General features: G+C 69.9%; 19 protein-coding genes. 6 read left to right on the forward strand and 13 right to left on the reverse strand.

The genetic code is table 11. The features are described from left to right. The first annotated feature begins 315 nt into the window (after window positions 1-315). The 4 genes from OV208_RS30455 (at window position 316) to OV208_RS30470 (ending at window position 7,137) form a co-directional block, all read left to right on the forward strand. Window positions 316-1,188 (forward strand): alpha/beta fold hydrolase, encoded by an 873-nt coding sequence (locus OV208_RS30455; RefSeq protein ID WP_267577451.1) that lies wholly within the window; start codon window positions 316-318, stop codon window positions 1,186-1,188. Between the two features lie 157 nt (window positions 1,189-1,345). Further along, window positions 1,346-3,892, forward strand: coding sequence for a bifunctional lysylphosphatidylglycerol flippase/synthetase MprF (mprF, locus tag OV208_RS30460; protein WP_267577452.1), 2,547 nt, complete (start codon window positions 1,346-1,348; stop codon window positions 3,890-3,892). Further along, window positions 3,889-5,448 carry an AcvB/VirJ family lysyl-phosphatidylglycerol hydrolase gene (locus OV208_RS30465; protein WP_267577453.1) on the forward strand — a complete coding sequence of 520 codons (1,560 nt, stop codon included), beginning with the start codon at window positions 3,889-3,891 and terminating at the stop codon, window positions 5,446-5,448. Before mprF ends, OV208_RS30465 begins: the two co-directional genes overlap by 4 nt. A 138-nt stretch (window positions 5,449-5,586) precedes the next feature. Next, entirely contained in the window at window positions 5,587-7,137 is a 1,551-nt protein-coding gene (locus tag OV208_RS30470) for a carboxylesterase/lipase family protein (RefSeq protein WP_267577454.1), read from the forward strand. Window positions 7,138-7,204: 67 nt separating this feature from the next. On the opposite strand, the gene OV208_RS30475 is transcribed toward OV208_RS30470, so the two are convergent. The 9 genes from OV208_RS30475 to OV208_RS30515 form a co-directional block, all read right to left on the reverse strand. Continuing rightward, complete coding sequence (locus OV208_RS30475) at window positions 7,205-7,597, reverse strand: hypothetical protein (protein WP_267577455.1); 393 nt, start codon at window positions 7,595-7,597, stop codon at window positions 7,205-7,207. Window positions 7,598-7,673: 76 nt separating this feature from the next. Beyond that, window positions 7,674-8,693: a hypothetical protein gene (locus tag OV208_RS30480; protein ID WP_267577456.1), complete on the reverse strand. Its 1,020-nt coding sequence runs from the start codon at window positions 8,691-8,693 to the stop codon at window positions 7,674-7,676. 97 nt (window positions 8,694-8,790) lie between these two features. Continuing rightward, a complete protein-coding gene (locus OV208_RS30485; RefSeq protein WP_267577457.1) occupies window positions 8,791-9,144 on the reverse strand; it encodes a response regulator in 354 nt (117 codons plus the stop codon). 111 nt (window positions 9,145-9,255) lie between these two features. After that, on the reverse strand, window positions 9,256-10,479 hold the full coding sequence (locus OV208_RS30490) for a glutathione-independent formaldehyde dehydrogenase (RefSeq protein WP_267577458.1): 1,224 nt from the start codon (window positions 10,477-10,479) through the stop codon (window positions 9,256-9,258). Window positions 10,480-10,659: 180 nt separating this feature from the next. Beyond that, window positions 10,660-12,081: a ComEC/Rec2 family competence protein gene (locus OV208_RS30495; RefSeq protein WP_267577459.1), complete on the reverse strand. Its 1,422-nt coding sequence runs from the start codon at window positions 12,079-12,081 to the stop codon at window positions 10,660-10,662. A 48-nt stretch (window positions 12,082-12,129) separates the two neighbouring features. Further along, on the reverse strand, window positions 12,130-13,512 hold the full coding sequence (locus OV208_RS30500; RefSeq protein ID WP_267577460.1) for an MATE family efflux transporter: 1,383 nt from the start codon (window positions 13,510-13,512) through the stop codon (window positions 12,130-12,132). 134 nt (window positions 13,513-13,646) lie between these two features. Next, on the reverse strand, window positions 13,647-14,006 hold the full coding sequence (locus OV208_RS30505) for a response regulator (RefSeq protein ID WP_267577461.1): 360 nt from the start codon (window positions 14,004-14,006) through the stop codon (window positions 13,647-13,649). Next, window positions 14,003-15,625, reverse strand: coding sequence for an ATPase domain-containing protein (locus OV208_RS30510; protein WP_267577462.1), 1,623 nt, complete (start codon window positions 15,623-15,625; stop codon window positions 14,003-14,005). The genes OV208_RS30505 and OV208_RS30510 overlap by 4 nt, the downstream gene beginning before the upstream one ends. Window positions 15,626-15,645: 20 nt before the next feature. Continuing rightward, window positions 15,646-16,776 (reverse strand): hybrid sensor histidine kinase/response regulator, encoded by a 1,131-nt coding sequence (locus tag OV208_RS30515; RefSeq protein WP_267577463.1) that lies wholly within the window; start codon window positions 16,774-16,776, stop codon window positions 15,646-15,648. Between the two features lie 224 nt (window positions 16,777-17,000). Here OV208_RS30515 and OV208_RS30520 point away from each other — a divergent pair, with 224 nt between their 5' ends. Next, complete coding sequence (locus tag OV208_RS30520; protein WP_267577464.1) at window positions 17,001-17,765, forward strand: alpha/beta fold hydrolase; 765 nt, start codon at window positions 17,001-17,003, stop codon at window positions 17,763-17,765. A 24-nt stretch (window positions 17,766-17,789) separates the two neighbouring features. Here the strand turns inward: OV208_RS30520 and OV208_RS30525 are convergent, their stop codons facing one another. From OV208_RS30525 to OV208_RS30540, 4 genes are read right to left on the reverse strand one after another with little or no spacing between them, the layout of a single operon-like run. After that, window positions 17,790-19,697 (reverse strand): RICIN domain-containing protein, encoded by a 1,908-nt coding sequence (locus OV208_RS30525; protein WP_267577465.1) that lies wholly within the window; start codon window positions 19,695-19,697, stop codon window positions 17,790-17,792. 55 nt (window positions 19,698-19,752) lie between these two features. Next, entirely contained in the window at window positions 19,753-22,008 is a 2,256-nt protein-coding gene (locus tag OV208_RS30530) for an FUSC family protein (protein WP_267577466.1), read from the reverse strand. Window positions 22,009-22,050: 42 nt separating this feature from the next. Then, window positions 22,051-23,088, reverse strand: a complete 1,038-nt coding sequence (locus tag OV208_RS30535; protein WP_267577467.1) for a D-alanine--D-alanine ligase family protein — start codon at window positions 23,086-23,088, stop codon at window positions 22,051-22,053. Window position 23,089: 1 nt separating this feature from the next. Continuing rightward, window positions 23,090-24,160 (reverse strand): putative zinc-binding metallopeptidase, encoded by a 1,071-nt coding sequence (locus OV208_RS30540; protein WP_267577468.1) that lies wholly within the window; start codon window positions 24,158-24,160, stop codon window positions 23,090-23,092. A 103-nt stretch (window positions 24,161-24,263) separates the two neighbouring features. Between OV208_RS30540 and OV208_RS30545 the strand changes: the two genes are divergently transcribed. Continuing rightward, the gene (locus OV208_RS30545; RefSeq protein WP_267577469.1) at window positions 24,264-25,406 is read left to right on the forward strand and encodes a biotin carboxylase; all 1,143 of its coding nucleotides are present in this window, start codon (window positions 24,264-24,266) and stop codon (window positions 25,404-25,406) included. Window positions 25,407-25,422: the final 16 nt, after the last annotated feature.

Raw genomic sequence — 25,422 nt, forward strand, 5'->3', positions numbered from 1 at the left:
CGAGGAACCGTCCCTGGCGGGAGACAGCGGATCAGGTCCGTAAAACATGTAACCAGCGTCTGGGTTTTTCATGTGACGCCCCGGCCGGAGGGTGTCTCACCGGGTTGTCTCAAGCCGGTGGTGGTTCTCTGACAAGGCCTGTCTCCGGCCATGCCCGCTTCCAGGAGCGGTGGACCTGCTGCGTTGGGCGTGGGGGCCGCGAGCAGGGACGCGCCGGGGGCTGTGGCTCCCCGGACAACACTGACAGTGCGGGCCGCGCGGTAGCCTCTTCTTCACTGTGCGTGTCACCGCGCACGGCTTCCTTCAGGAGTCATCATGGTCGCCACGTCCGCCCGCCAGGGCACACCGCATCGGGGCTGCACGCTGAGCTGGTTCGTCGAGGGGGACGGACCTCCGGTGGTGATGATCCAGGGGGTGGGTATTGGCGCCGAGGGGTGGCGGCCCCAGGTGGAGGGCCTGGCATCGAGGTTCTGCTGCCTCTGCCTCGACAACCGGGGGTTCGGCGCCAGTCAGCCGCTCGGTGAGCCGCTGACGGTGGAGCTGATGGCGGAGGATGTGCTCGCGTTGATGGACGCTCAGGGCTGGGCGAGCGCGCACGTCGTGGGGCACTCGCTGGGCGGGCTGGTGGCGCTGTACGTCGCCCACCGGGCCCGGGAGCGGGTGCGCAGCCTGGCGCTGCTGTGCACGTTCGCGTCGGGCGCGGTGCCGACCCGGCTGACGCCGCGGATGCTCGCGATGGGACTGCGGACGCGGCTGGGCACGCGGCGCATGCGGCGCCATGCCTTCCTCCGCATGGTGCTGGCTCCGGAGGAACTGGCCCGGGCGGACCCGGATGCACTCGCGCAGCAGCTCGCGCCGCTGTTCGGGCATGACCTGGCGGATCAACCTCCCGTGGCGCTGCGACAATTCCAGGCCATGGGCCGCGCGGATGCCACGCCGTTCCTGGGCGCGCTTACGGGCCTGCCGACCCTGGTGGTGAGCGCCACGCACGATCCCATCGCGCCTCCGTCCGCAGGGCAGGCGCTGGCGGCGGGAGTCCCGGGCGCCCGTTACGTGGAGGTGCCCAATGCCTCCCATGGCGTCACGTTGCGCTTCGCGGAGCGGATCAACGCGCTCCTGCGTGAGCATCTGGACCGTGCGGAGGCATCAAGGCAGGCGGGCTCCAATTCCATGCAGGGCACGAGGTAGCGTCCCTGCTTCCCCGGAGGCTTGCTGTGTCAGCCCGCCCGGAAGGGTGGGGCGGAATGCCCCGGATGGGGCATTCCGGGCACATCCCGGCCCCTCCGTCCGCCCGGGCGGTGGGTGGCATGCGGAGTGCTGTGTCTTCCTTCGGGAGGCCGAGGGAATGCCGAAGGCGCAACGAATCCTCACCACCGCGCTGCCCCTGCTGCTTCTGGGCGTGGCGGCGTATGTGCTGCACCGTGAGCTGTCTCATTTCCGGCGCGAGGATGTGACCGCGGGGCTCGCGGCCGTGACGGCCGGGCGCATCCTCCTGGCGCTGGCCCTCACCGTCGTGAACTACCTGGCCCTCACGCTGTACGACGTGCTGGCGCTGGGCCACGCTGGGCACCGGCTGCCCTACGCGCGCGTGGGGTTCACTTCGTTCGTGGGGTATGCCTTTGGACACAACCTGGGCGCTTCGTTCCTGAGCGGCGGCTCGGTCCGCTACCGCCTCTACTCCGCCTGGGGACTGACCGCGCTGGATGTCGCGAAGGTGTCCGCCTTCAACGCGATCACATTCTGGCTGGGATTGGCCGCGGTCACCGGGACGTCGTTGCTCGTCGAGGGGGGCGGTGGCGTGCTGACCCTCTCACCCCTCCTGGCGCGGTGCCTGGGCGTGGGCTTGTGGCTGCTGATCGCGGGTTACTTCGCGGCCTGCGCCCTCGTTCGTCGGCCGTTGCGCGTGCGCGGGCTGGAGTGGACCCTCCCGACCCCCGCGCGGGCCCTGGCGCAGCTGGTGGTGTCGTGCGGAGACTGGGTGCTCGCGGCGTCGGTGCTGTGGGTGCTGCTGCCTTCGGACAGTGGGGTGTCGCTGCCTTCGCTCACCGCGTTGTTCGCGCTGGCGCAGCTCGCGGGCATCGCCAGCCAGGTGCCCGCGGGCCTGGGCGTCTTCGAGACCGTGATGCTGTCGGCGCTCACGCCCCGCGTCTCCGCGCCCCAGGTGGTGGGCGTGCTGCTCATCTACCGGCTCGTCTACTACCTGATGCCCTTCACCGTGGCGGCGCTGCTGCTCGCGGGGCATGAGCTGCTCCAGCGACGTCACCACCTCACCCGGTGGGCGAAGGCGGTGCACAGCTCGTTCGCGCCCGTGGTGCCCTGGGCCGCGTCGGCGGTCGCCTTCGTCGCGGGCGCGGTGCTGCTGTTCTCCGGCGCGACCCCGGCGGACGCGGAGCGGCTGGCGGTGCTGCGCAGGCTGGTGCCGCTGTCGCTGCTGGAAGTGTCGCACCTGCTGGGCAGTCTGGTGGGGCTCGCGCTGCTGCTGCTCGCGCGTGGACTCCAGCGGCGGCTGGACGCGGCCTATGTGCTGACCCAGGTGCTGCTGGTGGCGGGCGCCGTGTTCTCCGTGGTGAAGGGCGTGGACTACGAGGAGGCGTCGCTGCTGCTCGTCCTGGCCGCGGCACTGGCCCCGTTCCATCAACAGTTCTACCGACACACCTCGCTCTTCGCGGAGGCCTTCAGCCCCGGGTGGCTCCTGGCCACGGTGGCGGTGGTGGGCGCGTCGGTGTGGCTGGGGTTCTTCTCCTACCGCCATGTCGACTACAGCCATGACCTCTGGTGGCGCTTCACCTTCTCCGGTGACGCGCCGCGCTTCCTTCGCGCCAGCGTGGGCGTGCTGGGTGCCACGGCCCTCTTCGGACTGGCCGCGCTGCTGCGTCCCGCCGTGCCGCGCACGCACCCTCCCACGCCCGAGGAGCTCCAGCGCGTGCGGCCCCTGGTGGCGGGCGCGTCGGAGTCCATGGCCTCGCTGGCCCTGGTAGGGGACAAGTCCCTGCTGCTCAACGCGGAGGGCTCCGCGTTCCTCATGTACGGCGTGTCCGGCCGCGCGTGGGTGTCCATGGGCGACCCGGTGGGCCCCGATGAAGCCGCGACCGAGCTGGCGTGGCGCTTCCGCGAACTGGCGGACCGTCACCATGGCTGGGCGTGCTTCTACCAGGTGGGCCCGGGCGCGCTGCCTCGCTACCTGGACCTGGGACTGACGCTGCTCAAGCTGGGCGAGGAGGCCACGGTGCCGCTCGCGGACTTCTGCCTGGAGGGCCCGGAGCGCCGGGGGCTGCGCCATGGCGTGCGCCGGATGGAGCGCGAGGGCTGGAGCTTCGAGGTGAAGCCTCGCGAGTCCGTCGCGGAACTGATGCCCCAACTCCAGACCATCTCCGACGCGTGGCTCGAGGAGAAGCACACGCGCGAGAAGGGCTTCAGCCTGGGCTGGTTCTCCCCGCGCTACCTGGAGCAGGGCCCCGTGGCCGTGGTGTTCAAGGACGGCGTCCTCATGGGCTTCGCCAACGTGTGGGCCCCGGACACGAAGGAGGAGCTGAGCGTGGACCTCATGCGCTACGTGCCGGGCAGTCCGCACGGCGCCATGGACTACCTCTTCACGTCGCTCATGCTGTGGGGGCGCGAGCAGGGCTTCCGCCGCTTCAACCTGGGCATGGCGCCCTTCAGCGGCTTCGAGGAGCGCACGCTCGCGCCGGTGTGGAACCGGCTGGGCGCGCTCGTCTTCCGGCACGGCGAGCACTTCTACAACTTCCAGGGCCTGCGCCAGTACAAGGAGAAGTTCCGCCCGGAGTGGGCGCCGCGCTACCTGGCCTCGCCGGGAGGGCTCGCGCTGCCAGGGGTGCTCACGGGCGTGGCGTCGCTGGTGTCTCGCGGGCTGGGTGGGGTGGTGGCGCGATGAAGCAGCGTGCGGGCTGGTTCTTGGTGGGCGCGGTGATGGCGTTGTCCCTCGCGCTGCTTCCGTGGGCCCGCATCTGTGCCGCGCCGCCCGCGCCAGGAGTCGAGTCGCCGCATTCCAATGGAAAGGTGGCTTCCACCGCTCAGGCACCCACCGCGCCGCGCGTGGAGACCTTGCATCCCGGAGGCCGCTTCGGTCACGTCACGGTGGTGACCCCCTCCGGGACGCCCTCGACGGTGGCGCTGCTGCTGGCGGACGGGCCCGCGGATCAGGGCCGGGGCGCGGAGCTGGCCCTGGTGTTGGCCTCGCACGGCGCGCTGGTGCTCGCGGTGGATGCGAACGCGTACCTGCGCGCGCTGGAGAAGGGCGGACGCTGTGCGTATCCGGCCGGCGACCTGGAGGTGCTCAGCCAGGGCTACCAGCAACACGCGAAGCTGCCCGAATACCTGCACCCCATCCTCGTAGGCGACGGCACGGGCGCGGCGCTGGCCTACGCCGCGCTGGCCCAGGCTCCTCCGGGGACGTTCCGGGGCGCGGTGAGCGTGGACTTCGCCCCGGAGCTTCCGACGTCCGCGGCCTTCTGTCCGGGCTCGGGCCTCGTGCGCTCGCGCGCTGCCAAAGGCACCCACGAAAGGCTTTCCCCGGCACGGGTGCTGACAGAGCCCTGGGTGCTGCTCGTCGCGGACCACGACCCCGCCCACCGCGTGAAGGCCGCGAAGGACTTCACCCGCACGCTCAGGTCCGGGCGCGTGGTGACGGTGCCCGGTCCCGGCCTGCGCCGCATGCCCGTGTCCGCATGGCAGGTCCCGCTGCTGGCCGCGTACGCCGCCGCGGGCGTGCCGCTCTCCGCCGAGCAGCTTCCTCCCGTCACCGCCCACCCCCTGCCGGACGCGGGGACCGGCGCGCTCGTGGGGGACGCGTCCGTGGGGGGCCTGCCCCTGGTGGAGGTCCCGTCGATGGCCCAGACCCAGGGCGACACGCTGGCGCTCATCGTCACCGGAGACGGGGGCTGGGCGAGCCTGGACCAGTCCGTGTCCGAGTCCCTGGCCGCGGAGGGAATCCCCGTCATCGGCTTCAACTCGCTGCGCTACTTCTGGAAGCGCCGCACGCCGGAAGAGACGTCCGCGGACGTGGCCCGCGTGCTGCGGCACTTCCTGGTCGCGTGGGGCAAGCAGCGCGTGGTGCTGCTGGGCTACTCGCGCGGCGCGGACGTGGTGCCGGCCATCGCCTCGCGCCTGCCGGAGGACCTGCGCGGACGGGTGCGGCTCCTCGCGCTGCTCGCGCCTGGAAGGGAGGCGGAGTTCGAGGTGCACGTCACCGACATCTTCGGAGGCAAGGGCCGTCCCACGCGCCCGGTGCTCCCGGACGTGCAGGCCCTGAAGGGCACGCCCGTGCTCTGCCTGTACGGCGACGAGGAGCTGGCCGACAGCCTCTGTCCCTCCCTCTCCGACGTGCCCGGAGCCCGCGCGGAAATGCTCAAGGGTGGACACCACTTCGACGGGGACTACACCGCCATCGCGCACCTCGTGTTGGGGGAACTCGGTATGGCTTCTCCCTGATGCTCCCGGGTCGCAGACCTTCGTCGGATGGAAGACGGGCGTCTGTCTTTGGGGGGTGATGCATTGACTTGCATCGGTTGAACCTCTACTTCGCATCCCGCCTGTTCCTGGTGAGCGGGCCTTTGGGGGGTTCAAACCATGGTCAAACAGTCCGCACCCGTCGTCAGCACCGTCGAAGGGCAGCTTCGTGGCACCGCGGAAGAGGGTGTGTTTGCCTACAAGGGCATTCCCTACGCCCAGCCCCCCGTGGGGGAGCTGCGCTGGCGCGCGCCCAAGGCGGTCGTTCCCTGGAAGCACATCCGTGAGGCGAATGCCTTTGGCAATGCGTCGCTCCAGTCGCGCGAGGCCTGCATCGCGGGCGGCGGTGGCGACCCGGGCCCCATGGGCGAGGACTGCCTCTACCTCAACGTCTGGACGCCCCGCGTGGACGCCAAGGCGAAGCTTCCCGTCATCGTGTGGATCCACGGTGGCGCGTTCGTCATTGGCGCCGGCGGCCTGCCCCCGTATGACGGCGTGCCACTGGCCACCCGCGAGGCCGTGTTCGTCACGCTGAACTACCGCCTGGGCCACCTGGGCTTCTTCGCCCACCCCGCCCTGGAGGCGGAGCGCAAGCAGGGCCCGGCGAACTTCGGCCTGTTGGATCAGTTGGCGGCGCTCCAGTGGGTGAACCGCAACATCGAGCGCTTCGGCGGCGATCCCAGCCGGGTCACCCTCGCGGGCCAGTCCGCTGGCGGCAAGAGCGTGCTGTCGCTGTTGTGCATGGAGCAGGCGCGCCCGTACTTCCACCGGGGCGTGGCGCTCAGCGTGTACGGGCTGGATGAAGTCCCCCTGGAGCAGGCGCTCCTCCGGGGCGAGGCCCTGACGCGGGGCATGGGCGTCCCGGACGCCGAGGCGACGCCCGCGCGCCTGCGCGAGCTGCCCGCGGAGGAGTTCTGGAAGCAGCCCGCGGCGACGTCCACCGCGCCCGTGGCCATCAGCGGCGACTCCGTGCTGCCGCAGTCCATCCTGGCCACGTTCCAGGCCGAGCAGCAGGCGCGCGTGCCCCTCATCCTGGGGAGCACCAACGACGACGTCAGCGTGATGGAGGCCTTCGGGCGCGACCCGATGGAGATCCTCCAGGCCCTGCGCGACAAGGGCGTCCCCATCAAGCTGCTCTACCCGGGCGTGAACGATGACGTGGAGCTGGCGCGCCAGGTGTGCCGCGACATCCTCTTCACCCTCATCCCCCGGCAGGTCGCGGACCTGCACGCGAAGGCGTCGCACGTGTGGCGCTGCTACTTCGAATACACCGCCACCGCGCTGCGCCCCGAGCGGCCCCACGGCGTCCGTCACGGCGAGGAGATTCCCTACTTCCTCGACACGGCCGCCCGGTGCCCTCCCACGCAGGAGGTCATCAGCGAGGAGGACCGCTCCTACGCCCGCAAGGTGAGTGGCTGGCTCGTCGACTTCGCCAAGACGGGGGCGCCCGCGTCCGCGTCGGAGTGGCCCCGCCACGAGAAGGGCTCGGACTTCCTGATGCGCGCACAGCAGCCGCCGAAGGTCGAGGAGAACTTCATGCTGCTGCGGCTCAACGCCTTCCTGCTCGCGAGCGCCATCATCAATGGCGCTGACGCTTCGCCCGCCTCCCAGCACGCCGGGCGCTCCACGACCGAGCCCAAGGGCTCCAGGCCCGTGGGCACGCGTCCGTAGTCCTCCCGTCCGCACGAAGCCGTCACAGGGGGCCGGGGCGCGAAGGGGCGCCCGGGCCCCGTCGTACCTACGAGCTGAAGAGCACCAGCACGAAGGTGTTGGATTGCGGCAGGTGGAACACGGTGCCCTGGCGCAGCGACGCCTTGAAGAAGGGCGTCGCCTCGTAGGCGGTGGCCTGCTTCAGGGCCGCGCGGGTGGTTTCCGGCAACCAGCCACCGTCGTCCACCTTCACCGTCAGCCGCGTGGCCTTCAGCGTGGGCAGGAGCGCCTGGGCCTCCGCGGCCGGGTACTCCAGCACGGCGATGAGCTGCGTGTCGCTGGGCCCCAGCCCGCCCTGGATGCCGCGCGGGGACTTGCGCCACTGCACCGCCTGGGGACGGCGCGGCAGCGTGACGTTCTGCTCCAACGTCTCCAGGTCCGTCCCCGTCCTCGCGGCCGGTGCGGCCGTTTCCGTCGTCATGGATGCACTCCCGGCAGCGGGCTTGTCACAAGCGAGCGAAACACACCCCAGCAGCAGGGTGGAAGCGAGCGCGCGGCTAACGGCCGCCAATGGGACGCGACACCGCATTCTCGGGGCTCCCCTGGGTCCAGGTGACATGACGCTGGAGTTCAGCGCGGTTGGTGTACTGGTGGCCCAGGCCGGTCTGCTCGAAGCGGCCGTTGGCCGCGTCCGGCGCGCCGGTGGCGATGTCCTGCTGGCCCGGGTTGAAGTTGTAGCGGTCCTCCGCGTGCAGCGTCATGTCCATCTCGAAGCGCGGCTTGCCGCCCGGCTGCTCCGGTGGATAGACGGTGACGGTGGCGCTGTTCCAGATGGAGTGGCCGCCAATGGCCTTCTGCCAGTTCTCCGTCTCCGGGTACGGGAACTGCTCGCTGGAGCCCACGCCAATCTGCGAGCCGGTGATCTGGAACGTCACCGGCTTGCCGGCGAGCGACGGATCATTGGCGACGAGCTGGTTGTAGTACGCCTCCGCGCCCTGCTGCGTGTCGCGGGTGGAGTTGGTGAGCACCGCCTGGCCGGACGGGTCCGTGGACACGAAGCGCTCGTAGCTGAACCGCGAGTCCTTCCCGCCGCCGTGCAGGAAGTGGTCGTACGCGTCCAGCCCGTCCGGGATGTCGTTGTGCGGCACGCCCGGCACGCCCTGGAGGGCGCGGGCTCCGCGCAGCTTCACTTCCCACTCGGCCAGCGCCGCGTAGTCGCCCAGGCCCGGGCTCTGCGTGGCGATGGGGTTCGGGTCGTTGGGGTCGTTGGGGTTCTGCAGGAAGCCGTTGTCGTGCTGGATGTCGGGCCGCTGCGGAGGACCTGACTGGTACGTCGCCACCGTGTCGGTCGTCGCCACCGGGGTTCCAGCCGTCCCCACCGGGGTGGGCGTGGCCACCGGCGCGGGCGAACCCAGCGCGGGGCCTCCCCGGCGGCTCGCGGGCGCGGACTCGAAGGTGTCGGAGGTGCGGCGGGAGCCGCTGGGAGCGGGGGGCGGCGGAGGCGGGCGGACTTCCTGGGCCCGGGCCTGCTGGACACGCGCTGCGGCACCGCCGCTCGATTCACCGACTCTGGACATGATGGATTCCCCCTCGAACCACCGGAACGACGGTGGCTGATGAAGGATTATCGCCCGGAAGCCCCAGGAGTTGCGCGGTTCCAGACCTTCCGTGGACTCAGGGACGCGCCCGGTAGCGCTCCACGGCGGCCAGGAGGACCTCCGTGCGCACCGGCTTGCCCAAGAGGCCCACCGTGCCGGGCAGGGGCGCCTGGAGGTCGGGATCCGCCGTCAGCGCCAGCACCGGCAACCGGGGGGACGGGTCCATGCTCCGCAGCCCGGAGAGGAACGTCTGGTCCTCGGGGCTGCGCAGCATCAGGCTCAAGAGCACCAGACAGGGGTGGCGGGGCAGGCGGCTCAGCACCTCCATGGCCTGCATGACGGTCGCTACCGACAGGACGGTGTACCCCTCCAATACGAGGAGGGCCACCAGCGCCTCGCGCAGGTCGTCGTAGCCTTCAACGACAAGCACTGTCGACGGATTGTCCAGGGCGTCCACTGTCAAACCCTATACCGCCCGGGCCCCTTCCGCACGCCCGTCCACTCTGAAGGGCGCGGAAGGGGCACTGGCGGACATCTTGGCTCAGGCCTTGGCCTTGGGGCTCTGCTGCGGCTTGAGGATGACCTTGGTGTAGCCGTCCTTGCGGGCGTCGAACTTCTTGTAGGCCTCCGGCGCGTCGCTCAGCGGCAGGCGGTGGCTCACGATCATGCTCGGCTTCGCGCGGCCCGCGATGATGAGGTCGCGCAGGAAGTAGTTGTAGCGCTTCACCGGCGTCTGGCCGGTGCCCACGGTGATGCCCTTGTCGAAGACCTTGGCCCACGGCAGCGGGTAGATGCCCTGCTTCGCGTTCTCATCCGCGGCGCCGGGGTCCGGCGCGATGTAGACGCCGACGACGCCGATGGAGCCCGTGGGGTTCACCAGCTCCACCAGCTGCTCCAGCACCTGGGTGGGCTTCTCCTTGCCGCCGTGCGCGTCCGCGCCCTGGTTGTCGCGCGACTGGTAGCCCACCGCGTCGATGCCGCACATGACGCCCAGGGCCTTCTCCTCACCCGGCCGCAGCGCGCCCATGATGAGCGGGTTCTGGCGGCGGATGTCGATGATCTGCTTCACCGGATCGCCCTTCGTGAAGTCGATGGGAGTGGCGCCCATCTCCTTCACCTTGGCCAGGCGCTCCGGGACGCTGTCCACCACGTAGACTTCCGATGCGCCGCGCAGGAGCGCGCAGTAGCCGGCGAGCAGGCCCACGGGCCCCGCGCCGAACACGGCCACGGTGCTGCCGGGCTTCACGTTCGCCAGCTCGGTGCCATGGTAGGCGGTCGGGAAGACGTCCGACAGCAGCAGGAAGTCGTCCTCCAGGTCGTCACCGGGCTGCCCGGGGAGCTTCAGGCAGTTGAAGTCCGCCCAGGGCACGCGCAGGAGCTCCGCCTGTCCGCCGCGGTAGGGGCCCATGCCCGCGTAGCCGTAGCCCGCGTGGGGGGCGTCCGGGTTGGCGACCAGGCAGGCCTCCGTGCGGCCGCGCACGCAGTCGAAGCAGGTGCCGCAGGCGATGTTGAAGGGCAGCACCACGCGGTCGCCCTTCTTGATGCCCACCACGCCGGGGCCGACCTGCTCCACCACGCCCATGTTCTCGTGGCCGAACACCTGGCCCGCCTTGGACGCGGTGCGGCCTTCGTACATGTGCAGGTCACTGCCACAGATGCCCGCGGAGGTGACGCGGATGATGGCGTCGGTGGTCGCTTCGACCTTGGGGTCCTCGACCTCCTCGACCTTCACCTGACTGGTCTTCTTGTAGACGACGGCGAGCATGGGCTTCTCCCTCGAAGTGGTGGGGCGGGCGGATGCGCGCCCCACCAAAAGTGGGATGGGAGGTGCCCGGGGGAAGGGGCCCCGGCGGACGTTGCGCGTGCCCCTCGCAGGCGTGCGGGGCAGGCATGCTCGGCCCGAAGGACTTACGGGCTGGAATGAAACGCGGGTGGGGGGAGGGCTTCAGGAGGCGACCTGCAACAGGTCGCAGTCGACCGTTTCCTTGCGCTCGTGCTTGCAGTCACTGCAGACGTACCAGTCCAGGTTGCAGTCGCACTTCGACCGGAACGGGGGCTTGCTGCCCATGGCGTCGGTCCCGCACCACACGCACTGGGACATCCGCTGGACGTCGTCCTGATGCACGTAGACCTTCGCCTTCTTCTTGGGCTGGCTCCCGCTGCTCCCGCTGGTCTTGCGCTTCTTGTCGGCGGGGTCCTTGAGGAAGTTGTCCGGATCCCCCATGTACTCGCGGATGGGGCTGCTCGGGCGCTTGAAGGTGTCGACCCGGGAGGCGGCCAGCAGGTCCGCGAAGCTGTAGGTGGGGGTAGTCACCTGCTGGGTCTGGATGGTGGTGGACAGCGCCTCCAGGCGGAACTCCGGCAGCTCGTTCGCGGCCAGGGGGGCGGTCACCGGCGCCAACGCGGCCTCCGGCACATGGTCGTCCTTCGCGCAGATGTGCGCGTACCACTTCCACTGGAAGCCTCCGCCCAGGCCCGCGTCCTGCGGGTGGGCCACGCGGAAGGTGGTGCCCGCGCCATCGTGGTTCTTCGCGAGCGTGTCGTCGGTGTAGAGGACGAGGTGGCCCATCACGCCCTGGAGGCGCGCGCTCGCGGCGAAGCCCTTGCGCTTCGCACCGGTGCCCCTGTTCACGAAGCCGGTGCGCATGGGCTCGCAGTTGGTCGTGTAGAAGCGCTGGAGGCTGTCCGTGGCGCAGAGGATGTCCAGCACCGACTGCCGGGGATGGTCATGGTTGTGGTGCCCGGCGGAGATGAAGGCGGCGGTGGGCGTGATGGCATCCACGAAGTCGCGGGACGTGCTCGTCTCCGCGCCGTGGTGGCCGCACTTGAACGCGCACATGTGGCCCAGGCCCAGGCCCTCTTCGTCCTCGAGCGGCAGGTCTCCGGCGGTGAAGTAGGTGAAGTCGTGGAACTTGAGCGTGCACCCGATGCTGGCTGGGTTGTCGTCGCTCACGGTGCCGCGACCGACATGGACGATCTTCAGCAGGCAGCCCGCGGAGTCGATGAGCTTCGTGTTCACCCGCGCGTCGACCCAGGTGGTGCCCGCGTCCTCGCAGGCCTTCTTGAGCTTCGTGTACTTGTGGAAGTCGGACACGTCGCGAGGGGCGTACAGCCTCGTCACCTCGGCCAACCCCTCCACCACCGGGGTGAGCCCCTCGTGGTGGTCGCCGTCCGGGTGCGTGCACACGATGGCGTCCAGCTTCGTGACGCCCAGCTTCTCCAGCATGAGCCGCACGTATTTGCCGCGGCTCAGCTTGCCGCCGTCGATGAGGACGTGCTTCGCATCACCCAGCGCGGGCAGCAGGCTGATGAGGGAGGACTCTCCCTGCGACACGTCGAAGTGGATGATGCGCAGTCGGGTGGGCATGGGGGGCCATCGTAGGGGCCTCGTGCGCTCCCTGTACACGCCCATGCCCTAGTGGGCGAGGACCGGCGGCGCCTCCACGGGCGTTACCAACGACAGGCGCTCCCAGGCCCTGCTGCGCCAGCGCAGCCACATGGCGAACCCGCGCGTCCATTCATCCGCGGCCACCGCCAGCCACACGCCCGCGAGCCCCAACTGGAGGTGGAAGACGAGGAAGTAGCCCAGCGGCAGGCTCATGCAGACCATGGAGCCCATCGCCATGTAGACGGGGAAGGTGGCGTCCCCCGCGGCTCTCAGCGCGTTCACCAGCACCAGGTTGAACGAACGCCCCGTCTCCAGGATGAGGCTCAGCACCAGCACCTGCGACGTCATCCGGAGGATGTCGCCGTCGTGGGTGAAGAGGCGGATGAGCGGCTCGCGGAAGACGATGGCCGTCAGGTCCACGGCCACGGTGATGCCGATGCTCCACTTGAGGCTCGTGAGCACGCGCGCGTACGCGTCCGAGGAGCGGTTGGCGCCCACCAGCCGGCCGACGATGATGGACGTGCCCATCCCGATGGCGAGGCTGCACAGGAACACGTACTGCGACATCGCGTTGGCGTACTGCCGGGACGCGAGCGCCGCCGGGCCCAGGAACGTCACGTAGTACAGGAACACCGTCTGGCACGCGTGGTACGTCATCTGCTCCACCGCCGACGGCACGCCCACGCGGAGAATCTTCCGCACGTACTCGCCCGTCATCGCGACGAAGTCCCGGCGCTTCATGCGCACGTCCATCACGCGGTAGAGCAGCCATCCGAAGACGCCCACCGCCAGGGCGCGGCTCAGCACGGTGGACATCGCCGCGCCTTCCACGCCCCGCGCGCTCACGCCGAAGTGCCCGAAGATGAGCACCCAGTTGCCCAGGACGTGCACCACGTTCATGCCCATGGCCACGAACATGGACTGCCGCGTGAAGCCGTACGTGCGGATGAGGCTGGAGAAGACGTTGATGAGGGACTGGAGGAAGAGGAACCCGCCCGCGATGTGCCAGTAGGTGCTCGCGTACGAAAGCGTCACCGGCTCCAGGTTCATCCGCCCGAGGATGGTGTCGGCCGACAGCAGCAGGCCCGCGCTCACCGCGATGCCCAACAGGAGGTTCATCGTCACGGCCTGCGCCGCGATCCTGGACGCCTCCGCGCTCCTCTTCGCGCCCAGGTACTGGGACACGACGATGGACGCGCCGTGGCTCACCACCTCCATGATGAGGATGCAGATGAACACGTACTGGTTGACGACGCCCACCGCGGACACCGCGGCGTCGGACACACCGCTGAGCATCAGCGTGTCCGCCGTGCCCATCAGCATGAAGAGGAAGATTTCGAAGAAGATGGGCCAGGTGAGCCGGAACAGGCCGGGCTCCTGGCGGGAGTTCGTCACGACTTCAGTGTGCATGGATGCGCCGCGTCAAGTGTCCCCACTGTGCGCGCGCGACCCTTCGTTTTCAACCCGAAGCGGGCGCTGGCTGCCTGCCCGGCGCCCGGTTGGAGCTGCAAACGTGTCCAGGCTGGAACGTGCGACCTTTCCGCCTACGAAGAGGAGGTCAGCCGCGTCACCGACTCCAGCAGGGACGCGAGCGAGAAGGGCTTCTTGAGGAAGCCGGCCCAGCCCTGCTGCGCGGCCTTCTCCTTCGGCGGCTGGATGGCGCTCATCACGAGGATGGGGAAGACGTAATCCGGATTCTCGCGGATGGCGTCGATGGTCTCGTAGCCGTTCATCACCGGCATCATCACGTCGATGATGGCCAGGGTGGGCTTCACCTCCGCGAGCTTCTCCAGGGCCTCGCGGCCATTGCCGCAGAGGATGACGCGGAACTGCTCCTCTTCCAGGATGGCCTGGACGGCCTCCGCGACGTCCAGTTCGTCGTCCACGACGAGCACGGTCTTCATGTGCGCCTCCGGCGGGAGGCGCTGGCGGGAGCCGGCTTCTTCGCGGGCTGCTTCTTCGTGCTCCGCGACTTCGAGCCCAGGGGGTTCTTGAGCCCGGAGCGTGCGTCCTCGTGGGCCGGCGCGGGGCTCGACGTCATGCGCGCATGGCCGGTGAGGATGCTCTCCGCGCTCTCGAAGGTGTCCGCGACGATGATGCCGTCCTTGGAGATGGAGAACTCGCGGATGCTGCTGTCGTAGGCGCTCTCCCGCATCTTCATGATGGAGAGCAGCCGGTAGAGCTGCGAGCGCAGCTCCACGTAGCGCACCAGGATGACGTTCTCCACGGTGGACGCGGCCTCCGGCTGGGGCATGTCCACGCCGGGGCTGAACAGCGGCGTCTCATCCGAGTACAGCGTGGTGACGTCCATCATCCGCAGCTGGTGCGTGAGCGCGGAGAAGAAGCGGACCAGGCGGTCCGGGTACACGGCGGCGGAGCGGAAGCCGGACACCCCGTCGATGAACAGGCGCAGCCGGTCCACCTTGCGCTCCTCGATGCGCTCCAGGAGCCGCTCCGCCAGCGAGTCCATGTTGTGCTCCAGGGGCGGCTGCCACTGGATTTCGATGAGGCCCTCGTCCACGTACTTCTTGAAGTCCTTCATGCCCGTGCCCAGGGCCTTCTCGATGAGGCGGGGGGGCGTTTCGTAGAAGCCGAAGTAGACGCCGGGCTGTCCCGCCCTGGCACCTTCCAGGAGGAAGCGCAGGCCCAGGAGCGTCTTGCCGGTGCCGGGCGCGCCCAAGAGCAGCGTGGTGGAGCCGGACAAGAGGCCCCCCCTCATCGCATCGTCCAGGCGGGGGATGCCGAAGGGCATGCGGATGCGGTCCTCGCGCCCCGCCGACGCGGGGTGCGCGAACTGCACCTCCGTGCGCGGGTGGATGACCATGCCCCGGTCGGAGATCTCCACCTCATGTCGGCCCAGGAGCGACGGCCCGCCCCGGAACTTGATGGCGATGAGCTCGCGCACCGCACGCGGCCCGTGCAGCCACAGGGACAATTCGAAGATGCCGTCCACCGCGGTGTTCTCCGGATGGATTTCACCTTCGTGGTGCGGCGCCAGCAGCAACGTGGTGCAGCCCAGGATGTTGCAGAAGGTCTGCAGGTCCTGGAGGAAGCGCTTGAAGGACAGGTCCGAGTGGGCGAACTCCTTCGCCACGTCCATGCCGTCGATGATGAGCAGCGTGGCGCCGTGTTGCTGGGCGTTCTTGCGCACCAGCTCCAGCAGCCCCTTGAGGCCCTCCTTCTCCAGGTCGCGGTACGCGCTGAGGTACTGGAGCTTCTCCGGGATGACGCTGGGGTCGAAGAACGTCATCTGCGACAGGTTCTCCAGCATGCGCCCGTGCGACTCGGTCAGCAGCGTCACGTAGAGGGCCTTGCCCCCGGTGCGCACGTGCTCGAAGGCGATCTGGTTGGCGAAGACCGTCTTGCCCGAACCCGGGGGTCCGATGATGGCGTAGGACGAGCCCTGGATGAGGCCGCCCTTGGTGATGAAGTCCAGCCGGGGCACGTTGGTCACGAGCCGTTTCGTGGGGCTCCTGCCGTCGTGCGTTTGCGCGCCCTCGTCGTTGTCCGCTGTGTTCGCCACGAAGTGTTCTCCTTGGAGGTTCAGTACCGTCGGGTCAGGTGCAGCGGCAGTCGCAGCTCGAAGCACGCGCCCTGGCCCAGGGCGCTCTTCACGGTGAGGGTGCCTTCATGGGCGGTGGCGATCGCCAGCGCCAGGTAGAGGCCCAGGCCCAGGCCGTCGAAGCGCTCGCCCGTCGTCACGCGCTCGAAGCGGCGGAAGATGCGCGCGTGGTCCTCCGGCGCGATGCCCACGCCCGCATCCTCCACCGTCAGCACCGCGTGGTCGTCGCGCGTCTCCAGGCGCACGTGCGCGGGCCGGCCCTCGCCGAACTTGATGGCATTGGACACCACATGCCCCACGGCCTGCGCCAGCCGCGGCGCATCTCCGAAGAGGACGACGGGCACGTCGGGCAGCGTGATGTCCAGGGCCACCCGCGCGCTGTGGGCCTGTGGCTGGAGCTGCTCCACCTGTTCACGCAAGAGCCGGGACAGGTCCACGGTCTCCATGTCCAGCTCCATGTCCCGGGTGGACAGGCGGGAGACATCCAGCAGGCTGTCCACCAGGTTCTGCAACCGGGTGAGCTGGCGCACCGCGGGGGTGAGCCGCTTCTCCACGGGGCCGGTGGACACGGAGCCCGCGGCGTCGTTCACCACGAGTTGCACGGCGCGCTCCAGGTTGAGCCGCAGCACCGTCATGGGTGTGTTGAGCTCATACGCCGCGATGCTGAGGAAGCGGTCGCGCGCGCGCACGGCGTCCCGGGCGCGGGCCTGCAGGCGCAGGAGCGCTTCGATGTTGGCCAGCAGCTCGTCCTCCGCCAGGGGCCGGGTCCAGTACGCGTCCGCGCCCTGCGCGAGTCCCTTCACGCGGTCCTCGCGCTGGATGGACACGGAGGACAGGTGGGCGATGAGCAGATCGCGCGTGGCCTCGTCGGCGCGCAGGCGGCGGCACACCTCGTAGCCGTCGATGTCCGGCATGTGCACGTCCAGCAACACCAGGTCCGGCATCCCCTGCGCGAGCGTCAGCGCCTCCTGGCCGCAGGTGGCTTCAATCACGTGGTAGCCGCCCTGCCGGAGCGTGAGGCTCAAGAGGTACAGCGTCGCCGCGTCGTCGTTGACGTTGAGGACGGTGGTCCGGGGACGGGTGCCCGGGTCTTGAAGGTCGGAGGTCTTCACGTGCGTTGAGGGTGCACGCAAGAGTGGTTGCGATGGTGGCGAACGGAACCACCTGGCTCCAAAAAGAGCGGTGGGCGCGTGCACGGCCGCCTGGAGGGTGTTGGACTCCGAACGAAACGACCGCCGGACGGGTCGTTTTTGCCTCGGGACGCCGTTGGAACTGGCGACCTGTCACTCAAGGGCGCGCGGGTCACTGAGAACCCCGCGCGGAAAGGCCACGGGACATGAAGGGCGAGGCAGGTGAGCTGTATGTGGACGATGGTGGAGCCGGGACGAGGATCCCGGTGGTGTTCGTGCACTCGCTCGCCGGGAACACGGAGCAGTGGGCCGGGCAGCTGGCGCACGTGCGTCCGCACCGCCGCGCGGTGGCCCTGGATCTGCGGGGGCACGGCCGCTCGACGCTGACGTCGTCCGCCGAGGAAATCCCCGTCGAGGAGTTCGCCCGGGACCTGGGCGCGGTGGTGGACGGACTGGGGCTGTCGCGCGTGGTGCTGGTGGGGCACAGCCTGGGCGGCGCGGTGTGCGCGGCCTGGGCAGGGGCGAATCCGGAGCGCGTCGCGGGCCTGTTCCTGTTGGACCCTGCCTCCGACGGTCGCTCCGTTCCGAAGGAGCAGGCGCAGGGGATGATGGACGCGCTGGCCACCGAGCATTGGAAGGCTGCGGCGGGGGAGTACTGGCAGTCGCTGTTGCCCGCGTCCTCCCCGGAGGTGCGCGAGCGGGTGATGGCGCAGCTCGGGCGCACCGCGCAGGGCGCGTTCCGAGCCGGCATGGGGGCGCTCCTGACGTTCGACCCGGAGTCCGCGCTGAAGCGCTACCCCGGGCCCATCCTGTCCGTCATCACGCCGCTCAACGAATCCCCCGGCGCGTACCACGTGCTCGTCCCGGGGATTCCGTTCAAGGTCGTGACGGGCACGGGGCACTGGGTGCAGCTGGATGCACCCGAGCAGGTGAACGCCCTGCTCGATGTGTTCCTCGCGACGGTGCCCTGAGGCCTCGTCGCGCGGAGGTTTCCGTCAGGGCATGGCTTCCAGGCGGAACTGCTGGCAGTCGTTGTTGGCCCAGACCCACTGCTGGAGCGCCGCGCCGTCGCCGGTGTTCCAGCAGTTGGCCACGTCCAGCACCTTGCCGCTGTGGCGGGCCTCGAAGCGGGAGAAGCCCCCGGTGGTGGCCACCGGCTTGAACTGCTGGTTCAAGCCTCCCGCCCAGGACCACTCCTGCACGCGCGCGCCGTCCGCGGTGGACGCGGCGTCCACGTCCAGCACCTTGCCGCTGTAGCGCGACACGAGCCGCGAATAGCCGCTGTCCGTGGCGACCAGGGACCACTGCTGGCTTGCGCCCGTGTGGCACGTCCACTGGTGCAGCCCGGTGCCATCCGCAGCGGACGGCCCGACGATGTCCACGCACTTGCCGGTGGCCTTGTTCACGAGCCGGTACCACGGGCCCTGCGGGCTCGCGGTGCCGCCCCACTGGAAGGACGCCACCGAGCGCGGCGGCAGGCTGTATTCGAACGCCTGCCCGGCCCAGCGGACCTTGAACCCGAGCGTGGCGCCGTCGTTGGAGTTCAGCGCGACGAGCGCGTGCGAGCCATCTGGATTGCGGAAGGCGAGCGTTTCAATGTTGTTGTTGCCCAGCGACGTGGCGCCCACGCGCACCGCGCCCGGGCGCACCACCTTCGCCAGGTGCGCCCACGCGTAGTACTCCTCGTTGCGCGTGAAGGTGCCGTTGCCGTTGTTCACGGTGAACATGCCCCGGCAATCCGCGCAGCCGCCCACGCGCGGCCCGTGGTTGGGGTCCAACGCGATGTTCCAGTACAGCGACGTGCGCGACCAGTTGCGCAGCGGGCCGAAGAGGTTGTTCTGGAGGGCCCATTCCAGATTCGCGGCGGCGTTCGTCGCCCAGAAGCCGCCGGTGCACTCGGTGAAGTGCACCTCCTTGTTGGGGTATGCATTCCGGAAGTCGGTCTGCACGGTGTAGCTGCCTTCGGGGCTCTCGTAGCAGTGGTACGCGGCGCCCGCGACGGCGGCCTGCGCCTGCCCGCCGTTGTAGGCCATCACCTCATGAGGGAAGCCGGCGGGGCCGGAGCCGTCGTGCCAGTTGTGGTCCCACGCGAGCAGCTTCACGCCGCTGAAGCCCGCGGCGTTGAGCGCCGGGCGCAGGTGCTGCGCGGTGAAGATGGACTGGTCGTTGGACTCCATCTGCATCGTCGGGTAGCTGCCGTTGGCGTTGTGCGGTTCGTTCTGGGTGCTGAACGCGTGGATGGGCACGCCGTGCGTGTTGTACGCCTGCAGGAAGCGCACGAAGTAGCTGGCGTAGGTGGCGTACAGGTCGTTGCGCAGGTAGCCGCCGCCCGTGAGCGAGTTGTTGAACTTCATCCACGCGGGCGCGCTCCACGGCACCGCGAAGATCTTCACCTCCGGGTTGATGGAGCGCGCCTGCTGGAGCAGCGGCAGGATGTACGCCGTGTCGTGGCCCACGGAGAAGTCGTTCAGGTCACAGCAGGTGTCGTCGTAGGTGTAGTTGTTGCGCGAGAAGTCCGACGCGCCCATGGGCAGCCGGATGACGCTGTAGCCCGCGCCCGCGCCCACGCTGAACAGGTCGTTCATGATGGCCGTGCGCTGGGGCGAGTTGTAGATGAGCCACGCGGACGCATCCGTCAGCGCGCCGCCAAACCCGTCAATGGTCTGGTACGTCGCAGCGTCGTTCACGTCGATGGCCGTCGCCGTGCCGCTCTCCGCGCCGAACGTCTTGTTCGCTTCCGCGTTGAGCTTCTTCGCCAGCGTGCTGCCCGACGTCGTCGTCAGCCACACCTTCACGGATTCATTCGCCGCGAGCGCGGTGGGGGACGCGAACGTGGCGGCGGCCAGCATCAGGCCACTCAGGGGGATACGGGACAGCCAGGCGCGCGACGGCACGAAGGACATGCGGGACTCTCCAACGACAGGGGGAAAGGCCCGGGAGATTATTCAATTTTTACGGCTATGGCTTGTTATTCATGGATGGCTGGGAGGCAGGCACGGGGCTCGGCGGGGCCTCCATCCGGCGCGTGGCGGCGCCGTGAAGGACGGACATCTGGCGCGCCAGTCGCTCCAGTTGGGACTGGAGCAGCGGGGCTTCCTGGCCCAGGGCGAGGCCCGGCGCGTCGGGGGTGGGGACGTTCCAGCCGAGCAGGGCGTTGAAGGCGGGCAGGGCGCGGGGAGGACGGCCGTGGAGCACCGCGTCCGCCAGGTCCTCCAGCGCTTCGTCCATGGCGGCGCAGAAGCGGGCCAGGGCCTCGTGCACCGCGGGCGTGGAGGGAACAGAGCGCCGCGAGGCGAGCAGGGTGCAGACGGCGGCGAAGCGGCGGGTGAACGCGAGCAGCGTCATCAGCGGCTCCAGGGCCTCGGTGCTCCGGCGCGGTTCGTTGAGCAGGCGCTGGAAGGACGTCTCCGCGTTGATGGTGGCGAGCCCCAGCTTGCGACGCGCCTCCGCGAGCGCCTGGGCCTGGGGGGACTCCCCGCGCTGCCACGCGGAGGCCAGCACGCCGAAGAACTCACGGTCCGCGCGCAGGGCCTCCGCCATCTGCGCGGGGAAGCGCTCCTCCTCCGAGCGCTGCCACAAGAAGAAGGTGCCCGCGAGCGCGAGCGCGCCGCCGATGAGGGTGTTGACGATGCGCACCGGCGCGAGCGTCCAGTCCCCGGAACCCAGCTCCGCGAGCAGCACGAAGGTGAGCGTGGCGAAGACGGTGAACAGCCCGTAGTTGAGCGGGATGAGGCTCACGCACAGCGCCGCCGTGCAGAACAGGAGCCCCATCATCATGCGCGGATCCTGGAGCCAATACGACACGGCGATGGCGAGGATGCCGCCCACCACCGTGCCCAGCACGCGTTGCAGCGCCTTGAGGAAGGTGGGCCCGGTGTACGGCTGCATGATGGTGAGGACGGTGATGGTGACCCAGTAGCTGTGGTTTGGCCGGAAGATGCTGGAGATCCACACCGCCGCGGTGGTGGTGACGCCCACGCGCAGCGCGTGCCGCAGCACCTCCGAGTCCAGCGTGAGGTGCGCTCTCAGCGGCTCCAGCAGGGAAGGGTGGGGCTCCTCGGCCAGCTCGCGCTTGGGCGGAGGCATGCCCTGCACCGGAGGCCCGGGCAGCCGGCACGCGGTGTCCAGCGCCACGTCCGCGCGCTCGCGCAGCTCCGTGAGCAGCCGCGCCACGTCCCGGAGCCGCGCCCGCTCCAGGCGGGTGAGCAGCCCGCGAGCGTCCAGGTCGGTGAGCGCGTCGCGCAACGCTCGGCCATCCCACTCCGGCTGCGGCCTGCGGCTGCGGCCCTCCTGCTCCGTCAGGTGCACGAGGTCGCGCGCGGTGTGCGCGCAGTCCAGCAGGGCGACGACCACCGCCGCGCGCGGGTCTCCCACCGCGCTCACCGGAGGGCCCAGGCTCTCCAGGTCCTCCGCCAGGGCGATGAGCCCCATGAACATCGCGTCCGCGGACTCCAGCAGCACCAGCAGCCGCTCCCCGCGACCGCGCTCGACGCGGCCCTGGCGCGTGGCGGTGAGCGTGGTGCGCGCCAGCTCCAGCGTCTCGCGGATGCGCCCATGCTGCTCCTGGATGAGCAACTGCCACGAGTCCTCGCGCGCGCCCTGTGACACGCGCGACAGCGCCTCCGCGTAGTCCGCCACCGCGTCGAAGCACGCCGCCACCGCCTTGCGCGCGGGGCGGTACGGCCGGATGGGCCAGAGGACCAGTGACAGCACCATCGCCCACGAGGCGCCGGCCAGCAGCATCGCGCCGGAAACGAGGGCGTGCATCGGGCCATCCCCGGGCAGCGCCACGGCGATGACGAAGGTGGTGGCGGCGATGTTGCCGGTCGTGTTCGCCGCGGCGCCGAACACGCCCGCGAAGCTCCACGCGGTCACCCACACGAGGGTGAGGGGAATGGACAGCGAGGGGTACAGCCCCACGAGGCTGCCCACGACCGCGGACAAAGCCGCCGCCAGCGCCGTGCCGCCCATGGCGCGCGCTCGCGCGTGGTAGGAGCCGCCCTTGTCCACGAAGGACGTGTTGAAGCCGCCAATGGCGAGCCACAGCTCACCGGGCAGCTTCAGGGCGGTGCCTACGACCATGGGGACGAAGATGGCGAGCGCGGCGCGCAGGCCCGCCTTCACCGCGGGCTTCACGGGGGCAAAGCGGGCCACGGCCTTGGCGTGGTCCAGGAGCTGACGGCGAATCACCCCTTCCCCATAGAGCACGGGCACCCGGCGGGGCCACCGGAATCCGGGCCGGATGCCCGTCAGGCGTCAGTGCGGGGCGGACGGCTCCGCCGGCAGGGACGCACCGGGTGGGACCTTCTTCGCCACACCCAGGCCGTAGCGCTTCGCCGCCGTGTCCACGATGCGCTGGACCAGCGCGTCGTAGCCCATGCCGCGCGCCTGCGCGCCCATGGCCACCTCGCACTGCGTCTCCAGGTACGGGTTGGGGTTCACCTCCAGCAGGTAGGGTTCGTTGGTGCGGCTGGAGACGCGGAAGTCGATGCGGGCGTAGTCGCGCAGCTTGAGCGCGCGGAAGGCCGTCACCGCCGCGCGCCCGATGCGGCCCTGCAGCTCATCCGACAGGTCGGTTGGCAGCACGAGGTGGGGGCTGCCCGGCGTCTCCGGCGCGAACTTCACCTCGCGGTTGGCGATCTTCATGCGCTTGCGGTTCCACCGCGAGCCGAAGTCCAGCTCCACCACCGGCAGCACCTCCGGGCGCGCGCTGTCGCCCACCACGCCGACGTACAGCTCGCGCCCTTCGATGAACTCCTCCGCCAGCGCCTCGTCGTCGTACTCCTCGCGGATCTTCTTCACCCGCCGCGCCAGCCCCTCCATGTCCTTCTCCACTCCCAGCCCCATGGAGGCGTCCGAGCGCGCGGGCTTCACCACCAGGGGGAAGGACAAATCGCCGTTCGCCTGGAACGACAGGCCGTCGAAGGTCGCGAAGCGCGGCGTGAGCACGCCGTGGAACTGGAGCAGCTGTTTGGTGAGCACCTTGTCCTGCGCGAGCAGCAGGCCCGCCGTGCCGGAGCCGGTGAAGGGCATGCGCGCCAGCTCCAGCACCGCGGCGACGTTGACCTCCAGGCGGTAGTCCTCCGCGAACGTCTCACACAGGTTGAAGACGAGGTCCGCCTTCGCCCGGGCCACCAGCCGCACCAGGTCCGACACGCTTTCGTCCACGCGCACGTCCACGGGCTCATGGCCGGCCGCGCGCAGGGCGGTGCTCACCTGCGCCACGACGGCGTCCGGAGGTTCGTTCTTCGGCTGGTAGTGGAGGACGGCGATGCGAAGGGACTTCAGGGGCATGTCAGTCCTCGAAGAAGCGGTCGGTGTGCAGGTAGTTCATCGCCAGCACCGTGACGAGCGAGGCCAGCTGCATCGCCGCCTCGCGGCTGTCGTCGGGGTGCAGGGTGAGGTTCAGCGCGGCGGTTCTCTCCGACAGGTGATCCACCAGTGCACGCACCACGCCCCGGCCCACGCCGGAGTAGTGGCCCACCGTGGAGAGCAGACGCTGGCGCTCCGCCTGCACCAGCGTCGCGGCGCTCACCGGCGCTTCGCCCGGACCCCAGAAGATGTCCTCCAGCGCGTGGTCGAAGGCGTTGCGCAGCTCCAGGTCCACCTTCTCGTCCAGCTCGCGCTGGCGGTAGTGGTCCTGGACGGTGCCCTCCATCTCCTCCGTCGTGAGGTCCGGCTGGGCCAGTCGCACCCGCGCGGGCGTGTGGCCCAGCGCCTTCGCGGTGGCCTCCACGTACTGGAGCTTCTTGAGCGCGCCCCAGCCCTGGTAGCGCTTCTCCCAGTCGCTGCCCGGCGTGAGCCACACGGCGAAGGTCTCCGCGAAGTCCTCGTCCGGGTGCTTCTGCGCGTACCAGCCGGCGATGTGGAAGACGTACCGGCGGGAGAAGGGCCGGGGCTTGTAGTCATCCCGGTACGGCCGCGCGTAGTCGCCGAACACGCGGCGCCACTCGTCGGTTTCATAGAGGCGATAGGCGTAGTTGAAGGCGTGGCCGGCCTCATGGCGCAGGTACATGAGGATTTCGGCTTCCGTCTCCGCGCTGCCCCCCAGCTCCGCCTCGATGGAGAGCAGGTCCGGATCCGCCAGGTAGAAGGGCAGGCCGATGACGGGCACCCCCGACGGACAGCCCCATTCGTCGGACAGATAGCACTGGGGTTTGAACGACAGCCCCTTCACCTCCAGCTCCGCGTGAAGCTGCGCGATGTAGCGCTCCAGCGGCGTGCCGGACAGCCGCAGCGACAGGTCCTTGATGCGCGCCTGGAGCAGCGCCTCGCGCCGGGGTGAGAGCCGGCCGCGGCCTTCGCTGCCCTCGGAGGGATGCTTCTCTCGCAGCATCCGCGATTCGGGCTGGGGGGATGGCATCATCCCTTCGATAGGTAAGAATCGCCACCGGGCATGGACAGCCCGGCGAGCGTCGCGAAGCAGCCAGACCGCCGAGCCCTTGAAGGGATGGGACATGGAATCGGACATGCGCCGCGAAGGCCTTCCTGCCTCGGAGTCCCGCGCCCCGGTCGCGGTGCTCTTCCAGGCGCTGCCCCCGCCGGTCATCGACGGCGTTCGCAAGCCGGCCAAGCAGGGGGGCTATGCGGACAGCGGCGCGGACATCGCGTACGCGCTGCGCGAAGCGGGTGTCCCCGTGGTGACGCCGGTGGCGAACCCCGACCCGCGCGTGCAGGAGGACTGGGTGTTCGGGGATGACGCGGCGGGCATCGAGGCGGCGCGCGCGGCCGGGGCCCGGGTGCTGTGGGCCAACACCGTGCTGTTCACCGGCCATCCCCTGGAGGATGTGCTGAACGACGTGTGGATTGTCGGGCAGGACCCCCGCACGCAGGAGACCTTCGACGACAAGTGGGTGACCAACGAAGCGCTGCGCCGCGCGGGCCATCCCGTCGCCGCGTCGGTGCTCGTCAGCGCCCGGAGGGCCTCCGGGCGCCTGGGCCTGGACGCGCTCACGCAGGCGCAGCTGGAGGCGCACGCGCTGAGCTTCCCGCTGGTGCTCAAGCCGATGCGCGGCCGCGGCAGCCAGGGCGTGGTGCGCGTCGCGGACCTCGGGCAGCTCCAGGCGGTGGCGGCGGAGCTGCTGGCCGCGCGCGAGCAGGGCGTGCCCCGCTTTGGTGACACGTTGATTCTGGAGCAGTACCTGGCTGGGGAGGAGCTGACCGTGACGGTGATGCCCCCTGCGCGTTTCGTGCTGGGAGGCGTGCCTCACGACTACGCCCATGCGTGGGCCCTGCCGCCCGTACGCCGCTTCCACCACCAGGACGGGGTGGCGCCGTACAGCGGCGAGGTGGCGGTGGTGGACAACAGTGAGGTGCTGGGGCCGGCGGCGCGCTGGGAGCCCCGGGTGAAGGTCCTGCTGGAGAAGTGCGCGCTCGCGGCGGGCCTCCTGGGGGTGACCGCGCCCATCCGCATCGACTGTCGGAGCGACGAGCAGGGGACCTTCCGGCTCTTCGATCTCAACCTGAAGCCGAACATGACCGGGCCGGGACGCCCTGGAAGGCAACGGCAGGACAGCCTCGTGACCCTCTCCGCGCAGGCCTTTGGCTGGTCGTACAGGGACCTGCTCGCCCACCTCCACTCGCAGGCGTGGCGGCTGCGGCGGCAGGGCTAGCAAGCAGCCCGGATGC

Origin of the sequence: Corallococcus sp. bb12-1 (assembly GCF_026626765.1) — a bacterium.
GTDB classification, from domain to species: Bacteria; Myxococcota; Myxococcia; order Myxococcales; family Myxococcaceae; genus Corallococcus; species Corallococcus terminator.